Genomic DNA, 14668 nt, shown 5'->3' with positions numbered 1-14668 from the left:
GAATCAGATGAGAGGACCGCGTGCGAATCCCGAACGGCGGTCACCTAATCCGGTGATATCCGTCACTAATGCGATCCGAACACAATAAGCGGAATCGCCATTTCGGCAGCGGTGGCCCCGCCGTGAAAACCTATGAGCCGAGCCGCTTCCGGGGGCTCGCGTTTGGTTGCCAGCACTGCTGCATCGCCGGTGCAGATGACGACGACATCGCCGATTCGCGCCAGATGCCGCGGGTCGACTGGCCCAAACATCCCGGTCGCCACCGCCTGCTCGCGACGGTAAACCTCGGCCCGGCCGTCCAGCAGCTCGCTCCACGTGGCCTGCACATCGGCCGCGGCGCCGGGTTCGGTGTGCAGGTAACGCACCCGTGGTTCACCTGCGACCACCCGGATTCCCGCGCTCAGCCGCGGGTCGGTGTCCAGGTCGAAGCGGGCCTGCGGCGGAACGTTGAGACCGCCGTGGTCGGCGGTCACCAGCAGCGCCGCGTTCGGGGGCAGCGCCTCGACCAGGCGAGTCAACAGCGCATCGACACGTGCGGCCGCCTCATGCCAGTGCGGCGATTCGATACCGAATAGGTGCGCGGCGGTGTCCAGGTCGGCGGTGTAGCCGTAGACCAGGCCCGGTGCCGCGCGCAACTCGTCAATGACGTGCTGGGCGTAGTCGTCGTCCGGCTGCACCGGGCGGAACTCAGCGCCGCCATACGCCGCGTCGGTCAGACCGCTGCCCATGAAGAACGCCGGCAGCACCGCCCGCGCGGCGACCCCGCACCGCGTGAGCCGTTCGAACCAGGTCGGCAACGGCTGCCATTCGGCGTGCGGCGGGTCGTCGCGCCACTGGATGTGGGTGAGTACCCGATCGGTGCCGGGGACGTTGAGGGTGAAGCCCAGGATGCCGTGCTCGCCCGGCTGCGCGCCGGTGCCCAGCGACACCAGGCTGCTGGGCGTCGTCGACGGAAAGGTGCAGGTGAGTTCAGTCATCCGCCCCACGCCGTCGGCGAGCACCGAGGCAAGCAGCGGCGCGCTGGCCGCCAGCTTAGGCAACAAGTGCCAGCCCATGCCGTCCACCAGCACGACGGCGACCCGATCAACCTGTTCAGCAACCGATTCCGTCACCGCCAAACGGTCGACGGCACCCGGAACCCCGAGCAGCGCGGCCGCCGCGGGCAGTACATCGCAGAGGGAACCGGACAGTGGAGCAGGCATGGGCCCAGTCTGGCACGACTAGACGTGCGCCAGCCGTTGACTGGTCACCCGCAGTTGCCGGTCCGTGCTGTCGGCGAGCGCGCGTACCTGCCGCGGGTCCAGCCGCCCACACAGCCGGCCCCAGTGCACCGCGACCTCGTCACCGACGGCCACATCGGGCACCGCGCTATAGCCGTCGGCCCAGACGTCGAGCAGTCGCACCGAAGGTTCGGTCAATGCCAGCCCCTGGCCATCGCACACCAGCCGGCTGCACATCACCTCAACGCCATCACGGACGCGGGAAACGACTGTGCCCCACGTGATCCGGCAGTTGTCCAGCACGCCGAGCGGGTGTTCATCGATACCCCCATTTTTAAGGCCCAGAAACCGCGTCCACGGGTACACGCCGAATACGTGGAAGCAGTGGTTGCCGGCCGCCTCGCGGGCCAGGTCCGCGGTGAGATGTGACCAGTAGCGGCCGGCCTGGGGGCCGATGATCGCCAGCAATCCGTCGAAGAAGTCCTGCCGATCGATGCCGGCGCCGATGCCACCACCGAGCCAATACGATTCGACGAGGCGATGATCCAGCGGGTCGGCGATACCGGTCAGCGTGGACAGCACCCGCAGATACGGCCAGGCCCCGGAAAACTTCGCCGCCGCGGCGCGAACCTCGTCGACCGAGCCGTCCCGCAAGGTCGCTCCCAACGGCGGACCGCAGTAGCCCAGCGCGTTGGGCGCATAGGCGTAGCGGCCGAACATCTCGGCGCCGCGGGTGGCTCGCCTGTCCGGGGTCGGCGCCTGCACCTTTCACACCCGTCCGGACTGCCCCACGAGCTTGACGGCGTCGCGGTGCATGCGGCCGAAGTTGTAGTAGGCCGCGCACGCCCCCTCGGGCGACACCATGCACGTCCCGATCGGGGTCTCCGGGGTGCAGGCGGTGCCGAAAACCTTGCATTCCCAAGGCTTGAGCACGCCCTTGAGTACCTCACCGCACTGGCAGGCCTTCGGGTCGGCGACCCGGACGCCGGGCATCGAATACCGCAGCTCGGCGTCGAACTCCGCGAAGTCGTCGTGCAACCGCAGCGCGCTCTGCGAGATGAAACCCAGCCCGCGCCACTCGAAATGCGGCCGCAGCGCGAAGACCTTGCCCATCAGCGCCAGGGCCGCCGGGTTGCCGTGTTCCGGCACCACTCGCTTGTACTGGTTCTCCACCTCGCAGCGGCCCTCCCGGATCTGGCGCAGCAGCATCGTGACCGCGGCCAGGATGTCCAGCGGCTCGAATCCAGCCACTACCAACGGCTTTCGGTACACCTCGGTCACGAACCGGTACGGGCGGTTGCCCACCACGGTCGACACGTGCCCGGGACCGATGAAACCCGACAGCCGCAGATCCGGTGATTCCAGGATGGCCTTGATCGGCGGCACGATCGTGACGTGGTTGCAGAAGACGCTGAAATTCGGCAGTCCGAGGTCGCGTGCCCGCACCAGCGTCACCGCCGTCGAGGGGGCGGTGGTTTCGAAGCCGATGGCGAAGAACACGACGTGGCGGTCCGGGTTGTCGATCGCGATCTTCAGCGCGTCCAGCGGGGAGTAGACGAACCGTACGTCGGCACCTCGGGCCTTGGCGTCCAACAGGCTTCCGTTCGAACCTGGCACCCGCATCATGTCGCCGAAGCAGGTGAAGATCACGTCGGGTTGACTGGCCAGCCACATCGCGTCGTCGATGCGGCCCATCGGGATCACGCAGACCGGGCAGCCCGGGCCGTGCACCAATTCGACGTTGTCGGGCAGCAGATGTTCGATGCCGTGCCGGTAGATGGTGTGGGTGTGACCGCCGCACACCTCCATGAACTTGAAGTGGTCGGCGCCGGACCCGGCCAGGTGTTCGATGGCGACGAGCAGCTTGCGGGCCGCCGCGGGATCGCGGAATTCGTCAACGAATTTCATTTTGCCGTCCCCCTCAGACGATGGCCGACGAGTCGAAGGCCGCTATTTCGGTGGTGTAGGCGTCGCCGAGTTTCTGGATCGCGGCCAACGTGAGCAGCGCCTCGGTTTCGTCGATCTTGGCCATCGCGAACCCGACGTGGACCAGCACCCAGTCGTCGGGCTCGGGCATGTCGCTTTCCAGCAGACGCACACTGATCGCCCGCTGGACGCCGCTGACGTCGACCTTCGCCAAATAGTTTGCCGGATCAGTGATCTCAACGATCCGGCCCGGAATTCCAAGGCACATGTCGGTGTATCTCCTTAGCTGTCAGCAGATTCGCGGCAACGGGTCCCCGACGAGCATGTCGACGATCCGCGTCCCGCCGAATCCGGTGCGAAGTACCACGCTTTCCGCGGGTTCGGTCACGATTTCCCCGACCTCGGCCGCCTCGGCTCCCAGGGGGTGCGACCGCAATGCGGCCAGACCGGCCTCGGCCTCCTCCGGCGCGACGACGGCGACGAACTTGCCCTCGTTGGCGACGTAGAGCGGATCGATGCCGAGCAACTCGCACGCGCCATTGACCATGGGCTGCACGGGAAGTCGGTCCTCTTCGAGCAGCACCCCAAGGCCGCAGGCCTGGGCCAGTTCGTTGCACACCGTGCCCACCCCGCCCCGGGTGGCGTCGCGCAGCCAGCGGGTGGACGGCGCGGCGGCCATCAGCAATTCCACCAGCGGGCTGACGGACGCGGTGTCGGAGTGAATGTCGGCCTCGATGGCCAGGTCGCCCCGGGCGAGCATGACGGCCATGCCGTGATCGCCCATCGACCCGGACAACAGCAGCTTGTCGCCGACGCGTACCGCACCCGCCGACAGCGTGCGCCCGGCCGGGATCACGCCGGCTCCCGCGGTCGTGACGAACAGGCCGTCGGCGGCGCCGCGGGGCACCACCTTGGTATCACCGGTGACGATCTGCACCCCGGCTTGGGCGGCGGCGGCCGCCATGTCGGCGACGATCTCTTTCAATTCGGCGATCGCAAAGCCCTCTTCGAGCACGAACGCCGCCGAGATCCAGGCCGGCACCGCCCCGGTCATTGCCAGGTCATTGCAGGTGCCATGGACGGCAAGCTCACCGATGGAGCCGCCCGGAAAACGCCTGGGCTGCACCACAAAGGAATCCGTGGACATCGCGAGACGCTCGCCGCTGGGCAGCGTGAGCACCGCGCCGTCACCGAGTGACTCCAGCGCCGGGTTGCGGAACGCCTCCAGGAACACCGCGTCGACCAGTGCTGCCGATGCCTTTCCGCCGGCGCCATGCGCCAGCGTCACGTGGTCGTCGAGCAACCGGGGGCGGCGTCTGCGGAACGTTTCGATCCGTTCGATCACCTCGCCCTCGGCGAAGCGCGGCCCTGACGACAAGTACTTACCTGCTGCTGTGCTCACTGCGCCGCTCCTCCTCATCGCTCGCTCTGCATCGTCGCTGGCGCGGCTCATGCGGCCCCCAAGCCTTGGTCACCCGAACGTTCGTGGACCGCCGACCACAGCTGATAGCCCAGCAGCGCTTGCGATTCCTGGATTCGGTGCACACTTTGCGAACGAACGACGAAGCAGGCGTCCACATTTGGGTTGTTCGCGAAGGACCCGCCGTCGTAGCCGGCGAAACCGATCGTGTACAGGCCGCGTTGACGCGCTTCGGCGAGCGCGGTGAGCAGATTCGGTGAATTGCCGCTGGTCGACATCGCGACGGCGATGTCACCGGCCTTCGCGCGGGCGATCAACTGACGCGCGAACACCAGCTCGAACCCGACGTCGTTGCCCAGCGCGGTCATGATTGCCTGGTCGGCGGTCAACGACCAGGCCGGTAGCGACGTGCCAATCGGCGGCCGGGCGAACAAGCCCGCCAACGTGGTGGAATCCGTACAGCTGCCGCCGTTTCCGAAGGTGAACATCCGTCCGCCGGAAGCAAATCGGCGTGCCATCTCGGTGGCCGCCCGATCCAGGAGATCGGCGTTTGCATCCAGGGTGGCGCGCCGCAACGCCAGGCTCTCGGCCGCTTTGGCCCGCGCCGACGCGGCCAGGTCGGCGAGCAGCGAGGTGGGGTCGTCCTCCTCGGCATCGATGAACGGGTAGAGGAAGTTGGTGGGCTCGTCGTCAGCCATCAGGCGTCCTCCTCCAGCTTGCTGATCGCGGTGCCCGCGTGCACCAAAACCAGCTGGCCCGCGGTAACCGGGTCGATCAGCGTGGTGACCACGTCCTCGACTCCTCGCGCGGTACGCACCGGGGCCTGCCCGTCGGCCGAGGCCGCCAGCACCTCGCCCAGGCGCCCTTCGTCGCTACACGTCACGCAATTGACGTCGGAACACTCGGGTTTGAGCAGGCCGGAGTGTTCGAAACAGACGTGCGTCAGTTCCCACAACAGGTGATAGAACAGCACGAAGCCACCCGTTGCCGGCACCCGCGGATCGGGGTCGTCAAGCCACAGCACGTGATCGGCCACACCGGCTATTGGCCGCTGGCCGCTGCCGATCCAGATCGTGGTCGCACCCCATGCGGGGCTTCGGCGCAGCACCGAGCGCACGTGCGCGTCGTCGGCGCCCGCGACCGCGATCACGATGTCGCCCGGTCGTACCGACACCCGCACCAGATCAACCAAATCGGGCCCGGTCAGCGCGACTGCTGGCAATGCGCGTTTCCCCATGATCACCGGGTGGACGAACTCGACCGCGATGTGCAGCGCATGCGGCTCCCAGGCCGGGGCGATGGACCACATGGTGGCGCCCGCGGCGAACCGCTTGGCCAACGTGAATGCGGTGGCGGCCAAGTCAGCGGCCAGATCCGAGGCCAGCTCCGCATCCAGCTCACGGTCGATCGCGGTAATCGCTGTCATGGCATAGCCTCCTCGACTGCGGTCAGCATCGAGATCGCCGCCTGGCCCAACGCCAGTCCGCCATCGTTGGGTGGAACGATGTGGTGGGTCAGCACCTCAAACCCCTTCAGCTGCAACAGTTCACGGCAGATGCGCAGCAGCAGCACGTTCTGGAACACGCCGCCGGTGAGGCCGACCAGCCGGATCGGGCCGGCCACCTGCGTGACTACGCTGGCGGCGGCGATCGCGACCGCCCGGTGGAACGCGGCAGCCAGCAGCGCCGGTGACGTGCCGGCGTAGAGCGCCGACACCATCGTCTGCACCAAGGTGGCCGGGTCGATCACCCCATCGGCCCGGACCGTCAGCGGCAGCGACGGCCCGGGTCCGCCGGCGCGGTCGGCCAGCGCCTCGAGCTCGATAGCGGCCTGGCCTTCGTAGTCGATGCGGTGCCGCACCCCTAACAGCGATGCGACCGCATCGAACAGCCGGCCCATGCTGGAACACGGCACACATCCCGCCCCGCCCTCCAATTGTGAACGGGTGAGCCGCAATTCTTCCGGGGTTGCCGCGGCGACCGGCGCGAGATCCGGGGTCCAGTCGATGCCGGCCATCCACAACTGCGATAGCGCCATCCGCCACGGGTTGCGGACAGCGGCGTCCCCACCCGGCAGCGGCGCCGGGAGCAGGTGGCCGGCACGCACGAAGCGGTGGCTGTCGTGCCCGAGCACGAGAATCTCTCCACCCCAGATCGTGTGATCGCGGCCGTAGCCGGTGCCGTCGAAGGAGACGCCGACGATGGGTTCGCCGATCCGCCCGTGTTCGGCCAACAGCGACACCACGTGTGCGTGATGGTGCTGGACGAGATCCAGAGGTCGATTCCCGACGTGGCGCTCGGCCCAGCTTCGGGTGTAATACCCCGGATGCAGGTCTGCAGCCAATCGGGCCGGCGCGCCGCGGATCTCGCTGAGTTGACCCACTGCGCGCTCGAACGCGCGCAGGGTCTCCCAGGTGGCCATGTCGCCGATGTGGCCGGATAGGTAGGCCCGCGACCCGTCGGTGAGGCAGAAGGTGTTCTTCAGTTCCCCGCCCACCGCGAGCACCGAAGGCCCCGCGCAGCCGAGGTCGACCGGCAGTGGCGCATAGCCGCGGGACCGGCGGATCGGAAGCTCCCGTCCGGCCCCCTCGTCCTTCAAGACGCGGACCACGGAGTCGTCACAGGGTATGTGGATGGGCCGATCGTGATCGAGGATCCCGTCGCAGAGTCCCGAAAGCCTGGACGCGGCATCATCTTCGGTGAAGCAGATGGGTTCGTCGGACCGGTTGGCGCTGGTGAGCACCAGCGCGTCGGGCACCGGCCCGGTGGCACCGGGCACGGGTGCCAGCAGTAGGTGATGAATCGGGGAGTACGGCAGCATCAGCCCCAGCAGTGGGCTTCCCGGCGCAACGGCCTCGGCAGCCGGCGCGTGCGGACGGCGCCGCAACAACACGATCGGGCGGGCCGGACTCGACAGCACCGCGGCCTCGTCGCCGTCGATATCGGCGTAGCGGCGCGCCACCTCAAGGTCGCGGACCAGCATGGCGAAGGGCTTGGCGCCCCGCGCCTTTCGTGCGCGCAAGGCGCCGACGGCCGTCTCGTCGTCGACGGCACAGGCCAGGTGGTAGCCGCCGATGCCCTTGATGGCGACGACCGCGCCGGCCGCCAACGCGCGTTGGGCTGCCGCCAGTGCCGCGTCCGGCGCGGCGGCCCGCCCGGCCTCCTCGGAGAACCACAGCGAGGGACCGCATTCGGGGCAGGCGATCGGCTGCGCGTGGAACCGGCGATCCGCGGGATCGGAGTATTCGGCGGCACACCGCGCACACATGGGGAACGCCGACATCGTGGTGGCCGGGCGGTCGTAGGGCAATTCGCGGATGATGGTGAACCGCGGCCCGCAGTTCGTACACGTCACGAACGGGTGGCGGTAGCGCCGGTTGCGTGGGTCGAACAGCTCGGCGACACAGTCGTCACATACCGCGACGTCGGGTGGAATCGGTGTCGTGGCACCGGCAATCATTCGACTGGCCACGATCCGGAACTCGCGCCGGTAGGTGGTGTCTGCCGCCAGGTCCGTCACGCTGATCGCGGCGATGCGGGCCAGCGGCGGAGCCTGCGCACGCAGCCGGCGACCGAACTCTGCCACCCGCGCGCGTTCGCCTTGTACTTCGAGAAAGACCGCGCCGGAATCATTGCCGACGAACCCGGCCAGGCCGAGCTCGCCGGCGATCCGGTGGACGAACGGACGGAAGCCCACCCCCTGAACAACACCGGTCACGGTGAAGCGCTGCCGGACCTGGGTACCGGAGACGTCGGCCCGCAGCAGCAGGGGGGTATCGGTCATCTCACCCGCCCCCCGCGCTGACTTCCGGATCGATGCCGCCCCGGCCCATCAGTTCGAGGCCGGCCATCGCCTGCTCGGCACCGTCGCGATCCGTCTTCTCGACCACGAAGCCCATGTGGATGATCACCCAATCACCGGGTGCGAAGGTCTCTTCCGGCAACATGCCGACGTTGACCTTGCGCTGCGCGCCCGTGACGTCGACCAGCGCGAGCTGGCCCTCGTAACCGTCCAGCATCCTGATCACTTGACCGGGTATCCCCAGGCACATCTCAGCACTCCTCGGGTATCGGGGAGGCGGTGGGAACCTGCAACGCCGCGATGATCTCCTCGACGGCGTGCACCGCCCGCGGAACGGCGTTGGCGACGGGCTCGGTGAGGCCGATGCCTTCCTCGACGCTGCCGGCCTCGCACCCGACGACGACCGTGTAGGGCGGACTGCCGCCCAGTGCCCGCAGGCTGGCGAACACCGCGGCCGGATCCATGCTGTGGGCATCGAGACCGGCGGTGGTACAGCTGGATTCAAGTTCAAGGGCATCGGCCTGGAAGACGTGCAATGTGCCCGGGTGGCCGCGGCTGGGTACCGCGTCGACGAGGACCAGCGTGTCCCACTCCTCGAGCAGGTCGTAGGCCAGGTGCATGCCCGCGATGCCGTAGTCGGTCACGCGGACACTCGGATTGTCTGGTGGCAGCCCGGCGCTACGGACCACTTCGGAGCCGAATCCGTCGTCGCCCAGGAAGATGTTGCCGATCCCGGCCACCAGGATGCGCGCTGTCATTCCCGTGTCCCCCGTGTGCGAGGTGGCTACATTCGCCTTAATTTGAGGTAGCGGCGGGCATCCGGCAGTGACACCAGGCCTAGCGCCAAACCGATCCCGACCACCAAGGCGATGATGGCGATGAAGATCCAACCTACGACTTCCATGTCGAACTCCTTTCAGGGGTTGGTGTTTTGTGCTCTGCTTCCAGAGGTTCGAGTTCGTCGGGAGAGAAGTACAAGTAGCGGCCGTACCAGTCGTGCAGGTCGGCGGCCGGGTCGTCGTCGACCACCACCCCGACATGCTTGTTGCCCTCGACGTCCTCGTGCACCGACGTGACGCGGGCGGTTCTGCCGGCGACGAAGATGTCCTGGGCGTCGGCGTTGCGCCGCGGGCATAGCCGGACCCGGCTGCCCCGGGCGACCCGCGTCCCGTTCACCAGCACCGCGTCAATCTCCGGCCGAACGGCATTGTCGGCCAGTGGATCCCACCAATCGACGCCCTCGGGAATTTCGGGGACCAGTCCCGCCGGAATATCGAGCCGGTGGGGATCGCGCAGCACCCCGTGCAGGCGCGCCATCGCGTCGGGTGACATTGCGTCGCACTGGTCGATGATCTGCGCGGCCCGCGGATCGGTGGCCCGGGCCTGCGCCTTCTCGTCATCGGTCATCGTCATCACGCGCAGGGTCAGGATCTCGTCGATCTCGGTGCAGTCATAGAGCGCGGTGTTGCTCTGCTCGGCAACTTCGGGGTGGTCGTAGAGGATGATCGGCGAGATCAGCAGCATGTCTGTGCTGCCGGGCGGGCCGGCCAGCACGGGGAAGCAGCGGTGCTGGCCGCACCGGGACACCGCGTCGGCCGCGGCCGGTGGTGGATCGAGCATCGAGACGAACTCGCCGGCGAGGACTTCGGCGATCAGGTGGCTGCCGATCATGGACCGCGCGATCGCGTCGTCCTTGTCCACTGCGGCGGCGCCGATATTGTTGAGCCGCACCGAAACCCTGCGCACGCCGCCGTCGAGTTCGCTGCCGACGGTCAGCTCGCCACAAATCTGCCTTCGTTTGCGGACCAGGCGACCGCCGTCGAGTAGTTCGGTGTCGGTCGCTTGCGGCGCCGCAACCGGCAATGTCACCGGGAGATCGTCGAATGCGAGAGGGCCGAAGGATGTTTCGCACTCGATGGCTTCATCCCAGGTCAGCCAGGACCCGCCCGGTGTGGTCAGCTCGGCCACGGGTTCGAATCGCCCATCGGTGAGTTCACGTTCGGCGCCGCGGCGTTGCAACTGCAAAAATCGCACCACCAGGGTGATCGCCTCGGCCCCCTCGACCAGGAACTGCGCCGCGAGGGCGTCATCTTCGCCCAAGCCCGCGTCGGCCGCTCCGGGCGGTCCCACCACGCCGAACTGCCAACGTGATTGGTTCTTGCTCGATGTGCCGCGATACGGATACAGCAGGTAGCCCTCGTAGAGCACCGCGTCGGCGGCGGCGCGGGCACGGTCCCAGCTCGAGGTCGTCATGCCGTCGTCCGTTGGGCTTCCAGCAGCGAGGTGACCGCGTGGTCGAGGTCGAGCATCCCCTGTGCCGACTTGTAGTTGGCCAGCGTGGCGATGGTTTCGTGGTTCAGCCGCACCCAGCCGGTGTTGGGATAGTGCTGCGCGATCAGGGCCCGCCAGACCTCGACCGGCATGTCGTAGCGGTGCTCGCGATCCCAGGGCACTTGCTGGACCGAGAAGCCCCGCTCAGATTTGACGAATATGGTTCCGCTGAACAGGAATTGCAGCGGCACCGCGCCGTCGCGCAGCGCGTGCAGATACTTGGCGGCAGCGACCTCGAAGTCGTAGGTGCAATCCAGCGGAAGTGCCACTGTCGTGGTACCGGCGAATCCGGGCACCATCGCGGTGCAGTGCTGCCAAAGGAAGCTGTGTTGGGTGCTCGCCCAGCGCTCGCGCGGCCCGAACAAGTCGCTCAGCCCGGCTGCTTCGGTGTCGGAGTACGGCCGTCGCGGCGGTTCGATGCGGACTTGACAGCGCAGCGCGATGGCGTGCACCGGATCGTCCCCGTCGGCGACGACACCGACGCGCGCGGTGAGCACCGGGCTGACGGCGTACGGTTCGGGCGCCACGTCGAGAATGGTGTACGTCACCTCCACCTCACCGGTCATCGCGGCGTCTCCCGGGCGCGGGCCGCGATCTGAGCAAAGAAGTCGTCGATGAACTGCCGGGCCTGCTGGCCGCCGTCGAAACCCCGCCACAGCATGCGCAGGCGACCGACGAACTCGTAGCAGGCGTCGATCGGGACGAGATAGCTTTGCGGCTGGGCATTTTCAGTGTCCGGAACCCGGACCAGCAGCGCTTCCACGTCGTCGGCCATCAGGTCGGCGCGCGGGTCGGCGCCGCCGATAGCGTTCCACGCATCGAGGTCCAGCTCGGATTCGGTTGCACCGGCTGGACCGGGGTAGAAGGCGACGGTGCGCCCGAGTTCGGAGTTCCTGAAAAAGAACGCCATGCCGACCGGGATCTGCAGCGCCGACCACACGCGGCGGTCCAGCGCGAAATCCGGGAATGCCAGATACCGATCGGGCACCGCGCGGTAACGCAATTGCGCATCGGTATCGGTGAATAGCAGATAGCAGGCACGGCACACGCACATCAGCTGCCGGCCGGCAACATTCACGACGTGCTGATGCTCGTCGGCGATGAGCTCGGAGCACATTTCGCACCGCTCGACGTCTGGCTCGGCGTCAGCCCGGGTGCTGGTAATGCGGGCTAGAACGTCATACGGAGTTGTCATGCGCCGGCTCCCATCGGTTCGGCCAGTGCTACCGAGGGCACCCCATCGCGAAGCAGCAGGGGGAGTGGCTCGAGGTGAGTTCCGTGGGGGCCGGCACCGGCGTTCACGATGTCGAACTGCGTGCCGCAGCGCGGACAGCCCAGCAGCGTCTCGCGCAGCTGGGCACCCGCAAGCGAGTCATTACACACCGGACAATGGTCACGGTAGGCCAGGGGCAGGTCGCCGACCCTGCACACCAGCAGCGTGGTGCCCGAAACCCGGAACCCCGCAACGTCGCCCGGCTCCAACTCGGCCAGTTCGGGCACCGGATACCAGGTTGAGCCGTTCGAATGGCTGTGGCCATTCGAACGCAGGGGTGCCATCAGTGATTCGGCGGGTATCACGGTCGGCCCGGACGCGGGCTCGGCGGTGACCGCCTCGATCGCCGAGACCTCCGGCGCCGCGGCCCGCACCGCATCCTCGACGGCGAGCTCCAGCGTCACCGCCGAGGACGGGCAGCTCTTACAGCTGCCCGTGAACGCCAGCCGCACGGTGATTTCTCCCATCGTTCCGGCGGGGACGATCTCGAGCAGATCCACGTCGCCGCCGTGCGAGCCGAGGTACGGCCGCACCCGGTCCAGCGCGTCGGATACCCGGCGATGCACATCGTGTGGGTGCAGGCCGTGGACTAGGAGCAGGCTGGCCACCAGGTCGTCGGTGGCCAGCCGCTCGGTCAGGTCCGAGTCACCTAATTGGACGATCCGATCCAGCCCGGCTCCGTAGAGCCCGACGACCTCACGAACCAGCTGCTGCGCGCGCTCATACGCTGGGGCGCCGCCCGCCGCGCAGGAATCCAGGAGTGTCTGGATTCGATCGCCCGCTGTACGCCACTGTGTGTCGCTCTCGGAGACTTTCGGGCGATCCGCCATGTCACTCCCCGGCAGGTGACTGGGTTGGCGTGTGCAATCTCTCCAGGGTCTTGCCGTTTCCCAGATACATGTGCACACCGCAGGGCAGGCAGGGGTCGAAGCTGCGCACCGTGCGCATGATGTCGATGCCCTTGAAGTTCTCCCGGCCGTTCTCCTCGAAGATCGGCTGGCCCTGCACCGCATCTTCGTAGGGTCCTGGCGTGCCAAAGCTGTCGCGCGGGTTGGCATTCCACGGGGTGGGCGGGTACGGGTGGTAGTTGGCGATCTTGCCGTCCCGGATCACCATGTGGTGGCTCAGCACGCCGCGGACCGCCTCGGTGAAACCGCAACCGATGCCCTCGTCGGGCACCTCGAATTTCTCCCAGGTCTTGGTGCGCCCGGCGCGGATCTCCTCCAACGCCTTCTCGGCGAAATGCAGCGCACACGCCGCCGCGTAAGCCTGGAAGTAAGTCCGGGCCCGGTCCCGTTCGAGCGTGTTGCTGCCGTATTTGGGGATCTTCCACTCGAATTCGACCGGACCCTTCAGGGCGGTCTTGGGCAGGTTGATTTTCACGCTGCTGCCGGTTGCCTGGACATAGCCGATGTCGACCAGGCCGGCCAGCGCGGTCGACCACAGCCGGGCCAGCGGGCCGCCGCCGGTGTCCAGCGCCAGGTGATCCTTGCCGTCGAACCAACGCGGCGACATCACCCAGCTGTACTTGCCGCCGTCCAACTCGCGTTTCTGCGGGTGCGGGTTGGTGTGCTGGTTCCACGGGTGCCGACGGTCGACGGTGTTGCCCAGCGGATCGGTCTTGACGAACATCTCCTGGTCGGTCCAGTCGTCGTAATACGAACTGCCCAACAGGATCCGGATGCCGAGGTTGATGTCGACCAGCGAGTGGGTGACCAGCTTGCCGTCGACCACCACGCCCGGCGTCACGAACATCGCGTTACCCCAACGCTCCATGTCCTTGTAGTCGAAGTTGCACACGTCAGGATCCTGGAAGGAACCCCAGCAGCCGAGCAGGGTGCGGCGCAATCCGACGTTCTCGTAACCGGGCAGCGCGTCGTAGAAGAAGTCGAACAGGTCGTCGTGCATCGGGACGACCTTCTTCATGAACTCGACATAGCGCATCAGCCGGGTCATGTAGTCGGTCATCAGCTGGATCGTCGCGACGGTGCCGACCCCGCCGGGGTACAGCGTGGACGGGTGCACGTGGCGACCCTCCATGAGGCAGAACATCTCTCGTGTCCAGCGACTGACCTGAAGCGCTTCGCGGTAGAACTCGCCGCTGAACGGGTTCAGCGAGCGCATGATGTCGGCGATCGTCCGGTATCCGTGCGCGTCGGCGTGCGGTGCCGCCGTCTTCTCGGCCTGGGCAAGCACGCTCGGGTTGGTCTCGGCGACCATCTTCTCGCAGAAGTCCACCCCGACCAGGTTTTCCTGGAAGATGTTGTGGTCGAACATGTATTCCGCGGCCTCACCCAGGTTGACGATCCACTCGCCCAGGTGTGGCGGCTTGACGCCGTAGGCCATGTTCTGCGCGTAGCACGAACAGGTCGCGTGGTTGTCGCCGCAGATGCCACAGATCCGGCTGGTGATGAAGTGGGCGTCGCGCGGATCCTTGCCCTTCATGAAGATCGAGTAGCCGCGGAAGATCGACGACGTGCTGTGGCACTCGACGACTTCCTTGTTTTCGAAATCGATCTTGGTGTAGATGCCGAGGCTTCCGACGATCCTGGTGATCGGGTCCCACGCCATTTCGACGAGTTGGCCCGGCTCCCGCTTGGCTTCGGTCGGCTTGGGAATGATGGTTGTCATCGCAAATACTGCTCTCCGCCCCGAGGGCTGTCGGTCTGAGGTGAGAATGGGGCGCGCGCGACCCTG

General features: G+C 67.2%; 16 protein-coding genes. All 16 read right to left on the bottom strand.

Annotated elements, in window-relative coordinates; translation table 11 throughout:
- Positions 1 to 65 precede the first annotated feature (65 nt).
- The 16 genes from ACTXG5_RS24015 to ACTXG5_RS23940 are packed head-to-tail and all read right to left on the bottom strand — an operon-like array spanning position 66 to position 14602.
- Positions 66 to 1190: an alkaline phosphatase family protein gene (locus tag ACTXG5_RS24015; RefSeq protein WP_445164564.1), complete on the bottom strand. Its 1125-nt coding sequence runs from the start codon at positions 1188 to 1190 to the stop codon at positions 66 to 68.
- Between the two features lie 30 nt (positions 1191 to 1220).
- On the bottom strand, positions 1221 to 1985 hold the full coding sequence (locus tag ACTXG5_RS24010) for a DUF6390 family protein (RefSeq protein ID WP_445161171.1): 765 nt from the start codon (positions 1983 to 1985) through the stop codon (positions 1221 to 1223).
- Positions 1986 to 1988: 3 nt separating this feature from the next.
- On the bottom strand, positions 1989 to 3128 hold the full coding sequence (hypD, locus tag ACTXG5_RS24005; protein WP_445161170.1) for a hydrogenase formation protein HypD: 1140 nt from the start codon (positions 3126 to 3128) through the stop codon (positions 1989 to 1991).
- Positions 3129 to 3141: 13 nt separating this feature from the next.
- Positions 3142 to 3414, bottom strand: a complete 273-nt coding sequence (locus tag ACTXG5_RS24000; RefSeq protein WP_445161169.1) for a HypC/HybG/HupF family hydrogenase formation chaperone — start codon at positions 3412 to 3414, stop codon at positions 3142 to 3144.
- 21 nt (positions 3415 to 3435) lie between these two features.
- Positions 3436 to 4548, bottom strand: a complete 1113-nt coding sequence (hypE, locus tag ACTXG5_RS23995; RefSeq protein WP_445161168.1) for a hydrogenase expression/formation protein HypE — start codon at positions 4546 to 4548, stop codon at positions 3436 to 3438.
- A 47-nt stretch (positions 4549 to 4595) separates the two neighbouring features.
- The gene (locus ACTXG5_RS23990) at positions 4596 to 5264 is read right to left on the bottom strand and encodes a D-sedoheptulose-7-phosphate isomerase (RefSeq protein ID WP_445161167.1); all 669 of its coding nucleotides are present in this window, start codon (positions 5262 to 5264) and stop codon (positions 4596 to 4598) included.
- Positions 5264 to 5992, bottom strand: coding sequence for a HypC/HybG/HupF family hydrogenase formation chaperone (locus ACTXG5_RS23985; RefSeq protein ID WP_445161166.1), 729 nt, complete (start codon positions 5990 to 5992; stop codon positions 5264 to 5266). The genes ACTXG5_RS23990 and ACTXG5_RS23985 overlap by 1 nt, the downstream gene beginning before the upstream one ends.
- On the bottom strand, positions 5989 to 8349 hold the full coding sequence (hypF, locus tag ACTXG5_RS23980; RefSeq protein ID WP_445161165.1) for a carbamoyltransferase HypF: 2361 nt from the start codon (positions 8347 to 8349) through the stop codon (positions 5989 to 5991). The genes ACTXG5_RS23985 and hypF overlap by 4 nt, the downstream gene beginning before the upstream one ends.
- Position 8350: 1 nt before the next feature.
- Positions 8351 to 8617 (bottom strand): HypC/HybG/HupF family hydrogenase formation chaperone, encoded by a 267-nt coding sequence (locus ACTXG5_RS23975; RefSeq protein ID WP_445161164.1) that lies wholly within the window; start codon positions 8615 to 8617, stop codon positions 8351 to 8353.
- A gap of 1 nt (position 8618) precedes the next feature.
- Positions 8619 to 9125, bottom strand: coding sequence for a hydrogenase maturation protease (locus ACTXG5_RS23970; RefSeq protein ID WP_445161163.1), 507 nt, complete (start codon positions 9123 to 9125; stop codon positions 8619 to 8621).
- A 26-nt stretch (positions 9126 to 9151) separates the two neighbouring features.
- Positions 9152 to 9271, bottom strand: a complete 120-nt coding sequence (locus ACTXG5_RS23965; protein WP_445161162.1) for a DUF6893 family small protein — start codon at positions 9269 to 9271, stop codon at positions 9152 to 9154.
- The gene (locus ACTXG5_RS23960; RefSeq protein ID WP_445161161.1) at positions 9259 to 10620 is read right to left on the bottom strand and encodes a hypothetical protein; all 1362 of its coding nucleotides are present in this window, start codon (positions 10618 to 10620) and stop codon (positions 9259 to 9261) included. The genes ACTXG5_RS23965 and ACTXG5_RS23960 overlap by 13 nt, the downstream gene beginning before the upstream one ends.
- A complete protein-coding gene (locus ACTXG5_RS23955; protein WP_445161160.1) occupies positions 10617 to 11264 on the bottom strand; it encodes a DUF6084 family protein in 648 nt (215 codons plus the stop codon). Before ACTXG5_RS23955 ends, ACTXG5_RS23960 begins: the two co-directional genes overlap by 4 nt.
- Positions 11261 to 11893 carry a DUF5947 family protein gene (locus ACTXG5_RS23950; RefSeq protein ID WP_445161159.1) on the bottom strand — a complete coding sequence of 211 codons (633 nt, stop codon included), beginning with the start codon at positions 11891 to 11893 and terminating at the stop codon, positions 11261 to 11263. Before ACTXG5_RS23950 ends, ACTXG5_RS23955 begins: the two co-directional genes overlap by 4 nt.
- On the bottom strand, positions 11890 to 12801 hold the full coding sequence (locus ACTXG5_RS23945) for a NifU family protein (protein WP_445161158.1): 912 nt from the start codon (positions 12799 to 12801) through the stop codon (positions 11890 to 11892). The genes ACTXG5_RS23950 and ACTXG5_RS23945 overlap by 4 nt, the downstream gene beginning before the upstream one ends.
- A 1-nt stretch (position 12802) precedes the next feature.
- On the bottom strand, positions 12803 to 14602 hold the full coding sequence (locus ACTXG5_RS23940) for a nickel-dependent hydrogenase large subunit (RefSeq protein ID WP_445161157.1): 1800 nt from the start codon (positions 14600 to 14602) through the stop codon (positions 12803 to 12805).
- Positions 14603 to 14668: the final 66 nt, after the last annotated feature.

The sequence above is a fragment of the Mycobacterium sp. Dal123C01 genome, from assembly GCF_052566995.1.
This window is presented reverse-complemented; position numbering and strand designations above follow the sequence as displayed.

Bases quoted from the DNA above. Each gene is read 5' to 3' on its own strand.
- hypF (WP_445161165.1), bottom strand. From the start codon at position 8,349: ATGACCGATACCCCCCTGCTGCTGCGGGCCGACGTCTCCGGTACCCAG.
- ACTXG5_RS23985 (WP_445161166.1), bottom strand. From the start codon at position 5,992: ATGACAGCGATTACCGCGATCGACCGTGAGCTGGATGCGGAGCTGGCC.
- ACTXG5_RS23940 (WP_445161157.1), bottom strand. From the start codon at position 14,602: ATGACAACCATCATTCCCAAGCCGACCGAAGCCAAGCGGGAGCCGGGC.
- ACTXG5_RS23965 (WP_445161162.1), bottom strand. From the start codon at position 9,271: ATGGAAGTCGTAGGTTGGATCTTCATCGCCATCATCGCCTTGGTGGTC.
- ACTXG5_RS23960 (WP_445161161.1), bottom strand. From the start codon at position 10,620: ATGACGACCTCGAGCTGGGACCGTGCCCGCGCCGCCGCCGACGCGGTG.
- ACTXG5_RS23990 (WP_445161167.1), bottom strand. From the start codon at position 5,264: ATGGCTGACGACGAGCCCACCAACTTCCTCTACCCGTTCATCGATGCC.
- ACTXG5_RS23945 (WP_445161158.1), bottom strand. From the start codon at position 12,801: ATGGCGGATCGCCCGAAAGTCTCCGAGAGCGACACACAGTGGCGTACA.
- ACTXG5_RS23955 (WP_445161160.1), bottom strand. From the start codon at position 11,264: ATGACCGGTGAGGTGGAGGTGACGTACACCATTCTCGACGTGGCGCCC.
- ACTXG5_RS23970 (WP_445161163.1), bottom strand. From the start codon at position 9,125: ATGACAGCGCGCATCCTGGTGGCCGGGATCGGCAACATCTTCCTGGGC.
- ACTXG5_RS23950 (WP_445161159.1), bottom strand. From the start codon at position 11,893: ATGACAACTCCGTATGACGTTCTAGCCCGCATTACCAGCACCCGGGCT.
- hypD (WP_445161170.1), bottom strand. From the start codon at position 3,128: ATGAAATTCGTTGACGAATTCCGCGATCCCGCGGCGGCCCGCAAGCTG.
- ACTXG5_RS23975 (WP_445161164.1), bottom strand. From the start codon at position 8,617: ATGTGCCTGGGGATACCCGGTCAAGTGATCAGGATGCTGGACGGTTAC.
- ACTXG5_RS24000 (WP_445161169.1), bottom strand. From the start codon at position 3,414: ATGTGCCTTGGAATTCCGGGCCGGATCGTTGAGATCACTGATCCGGCA.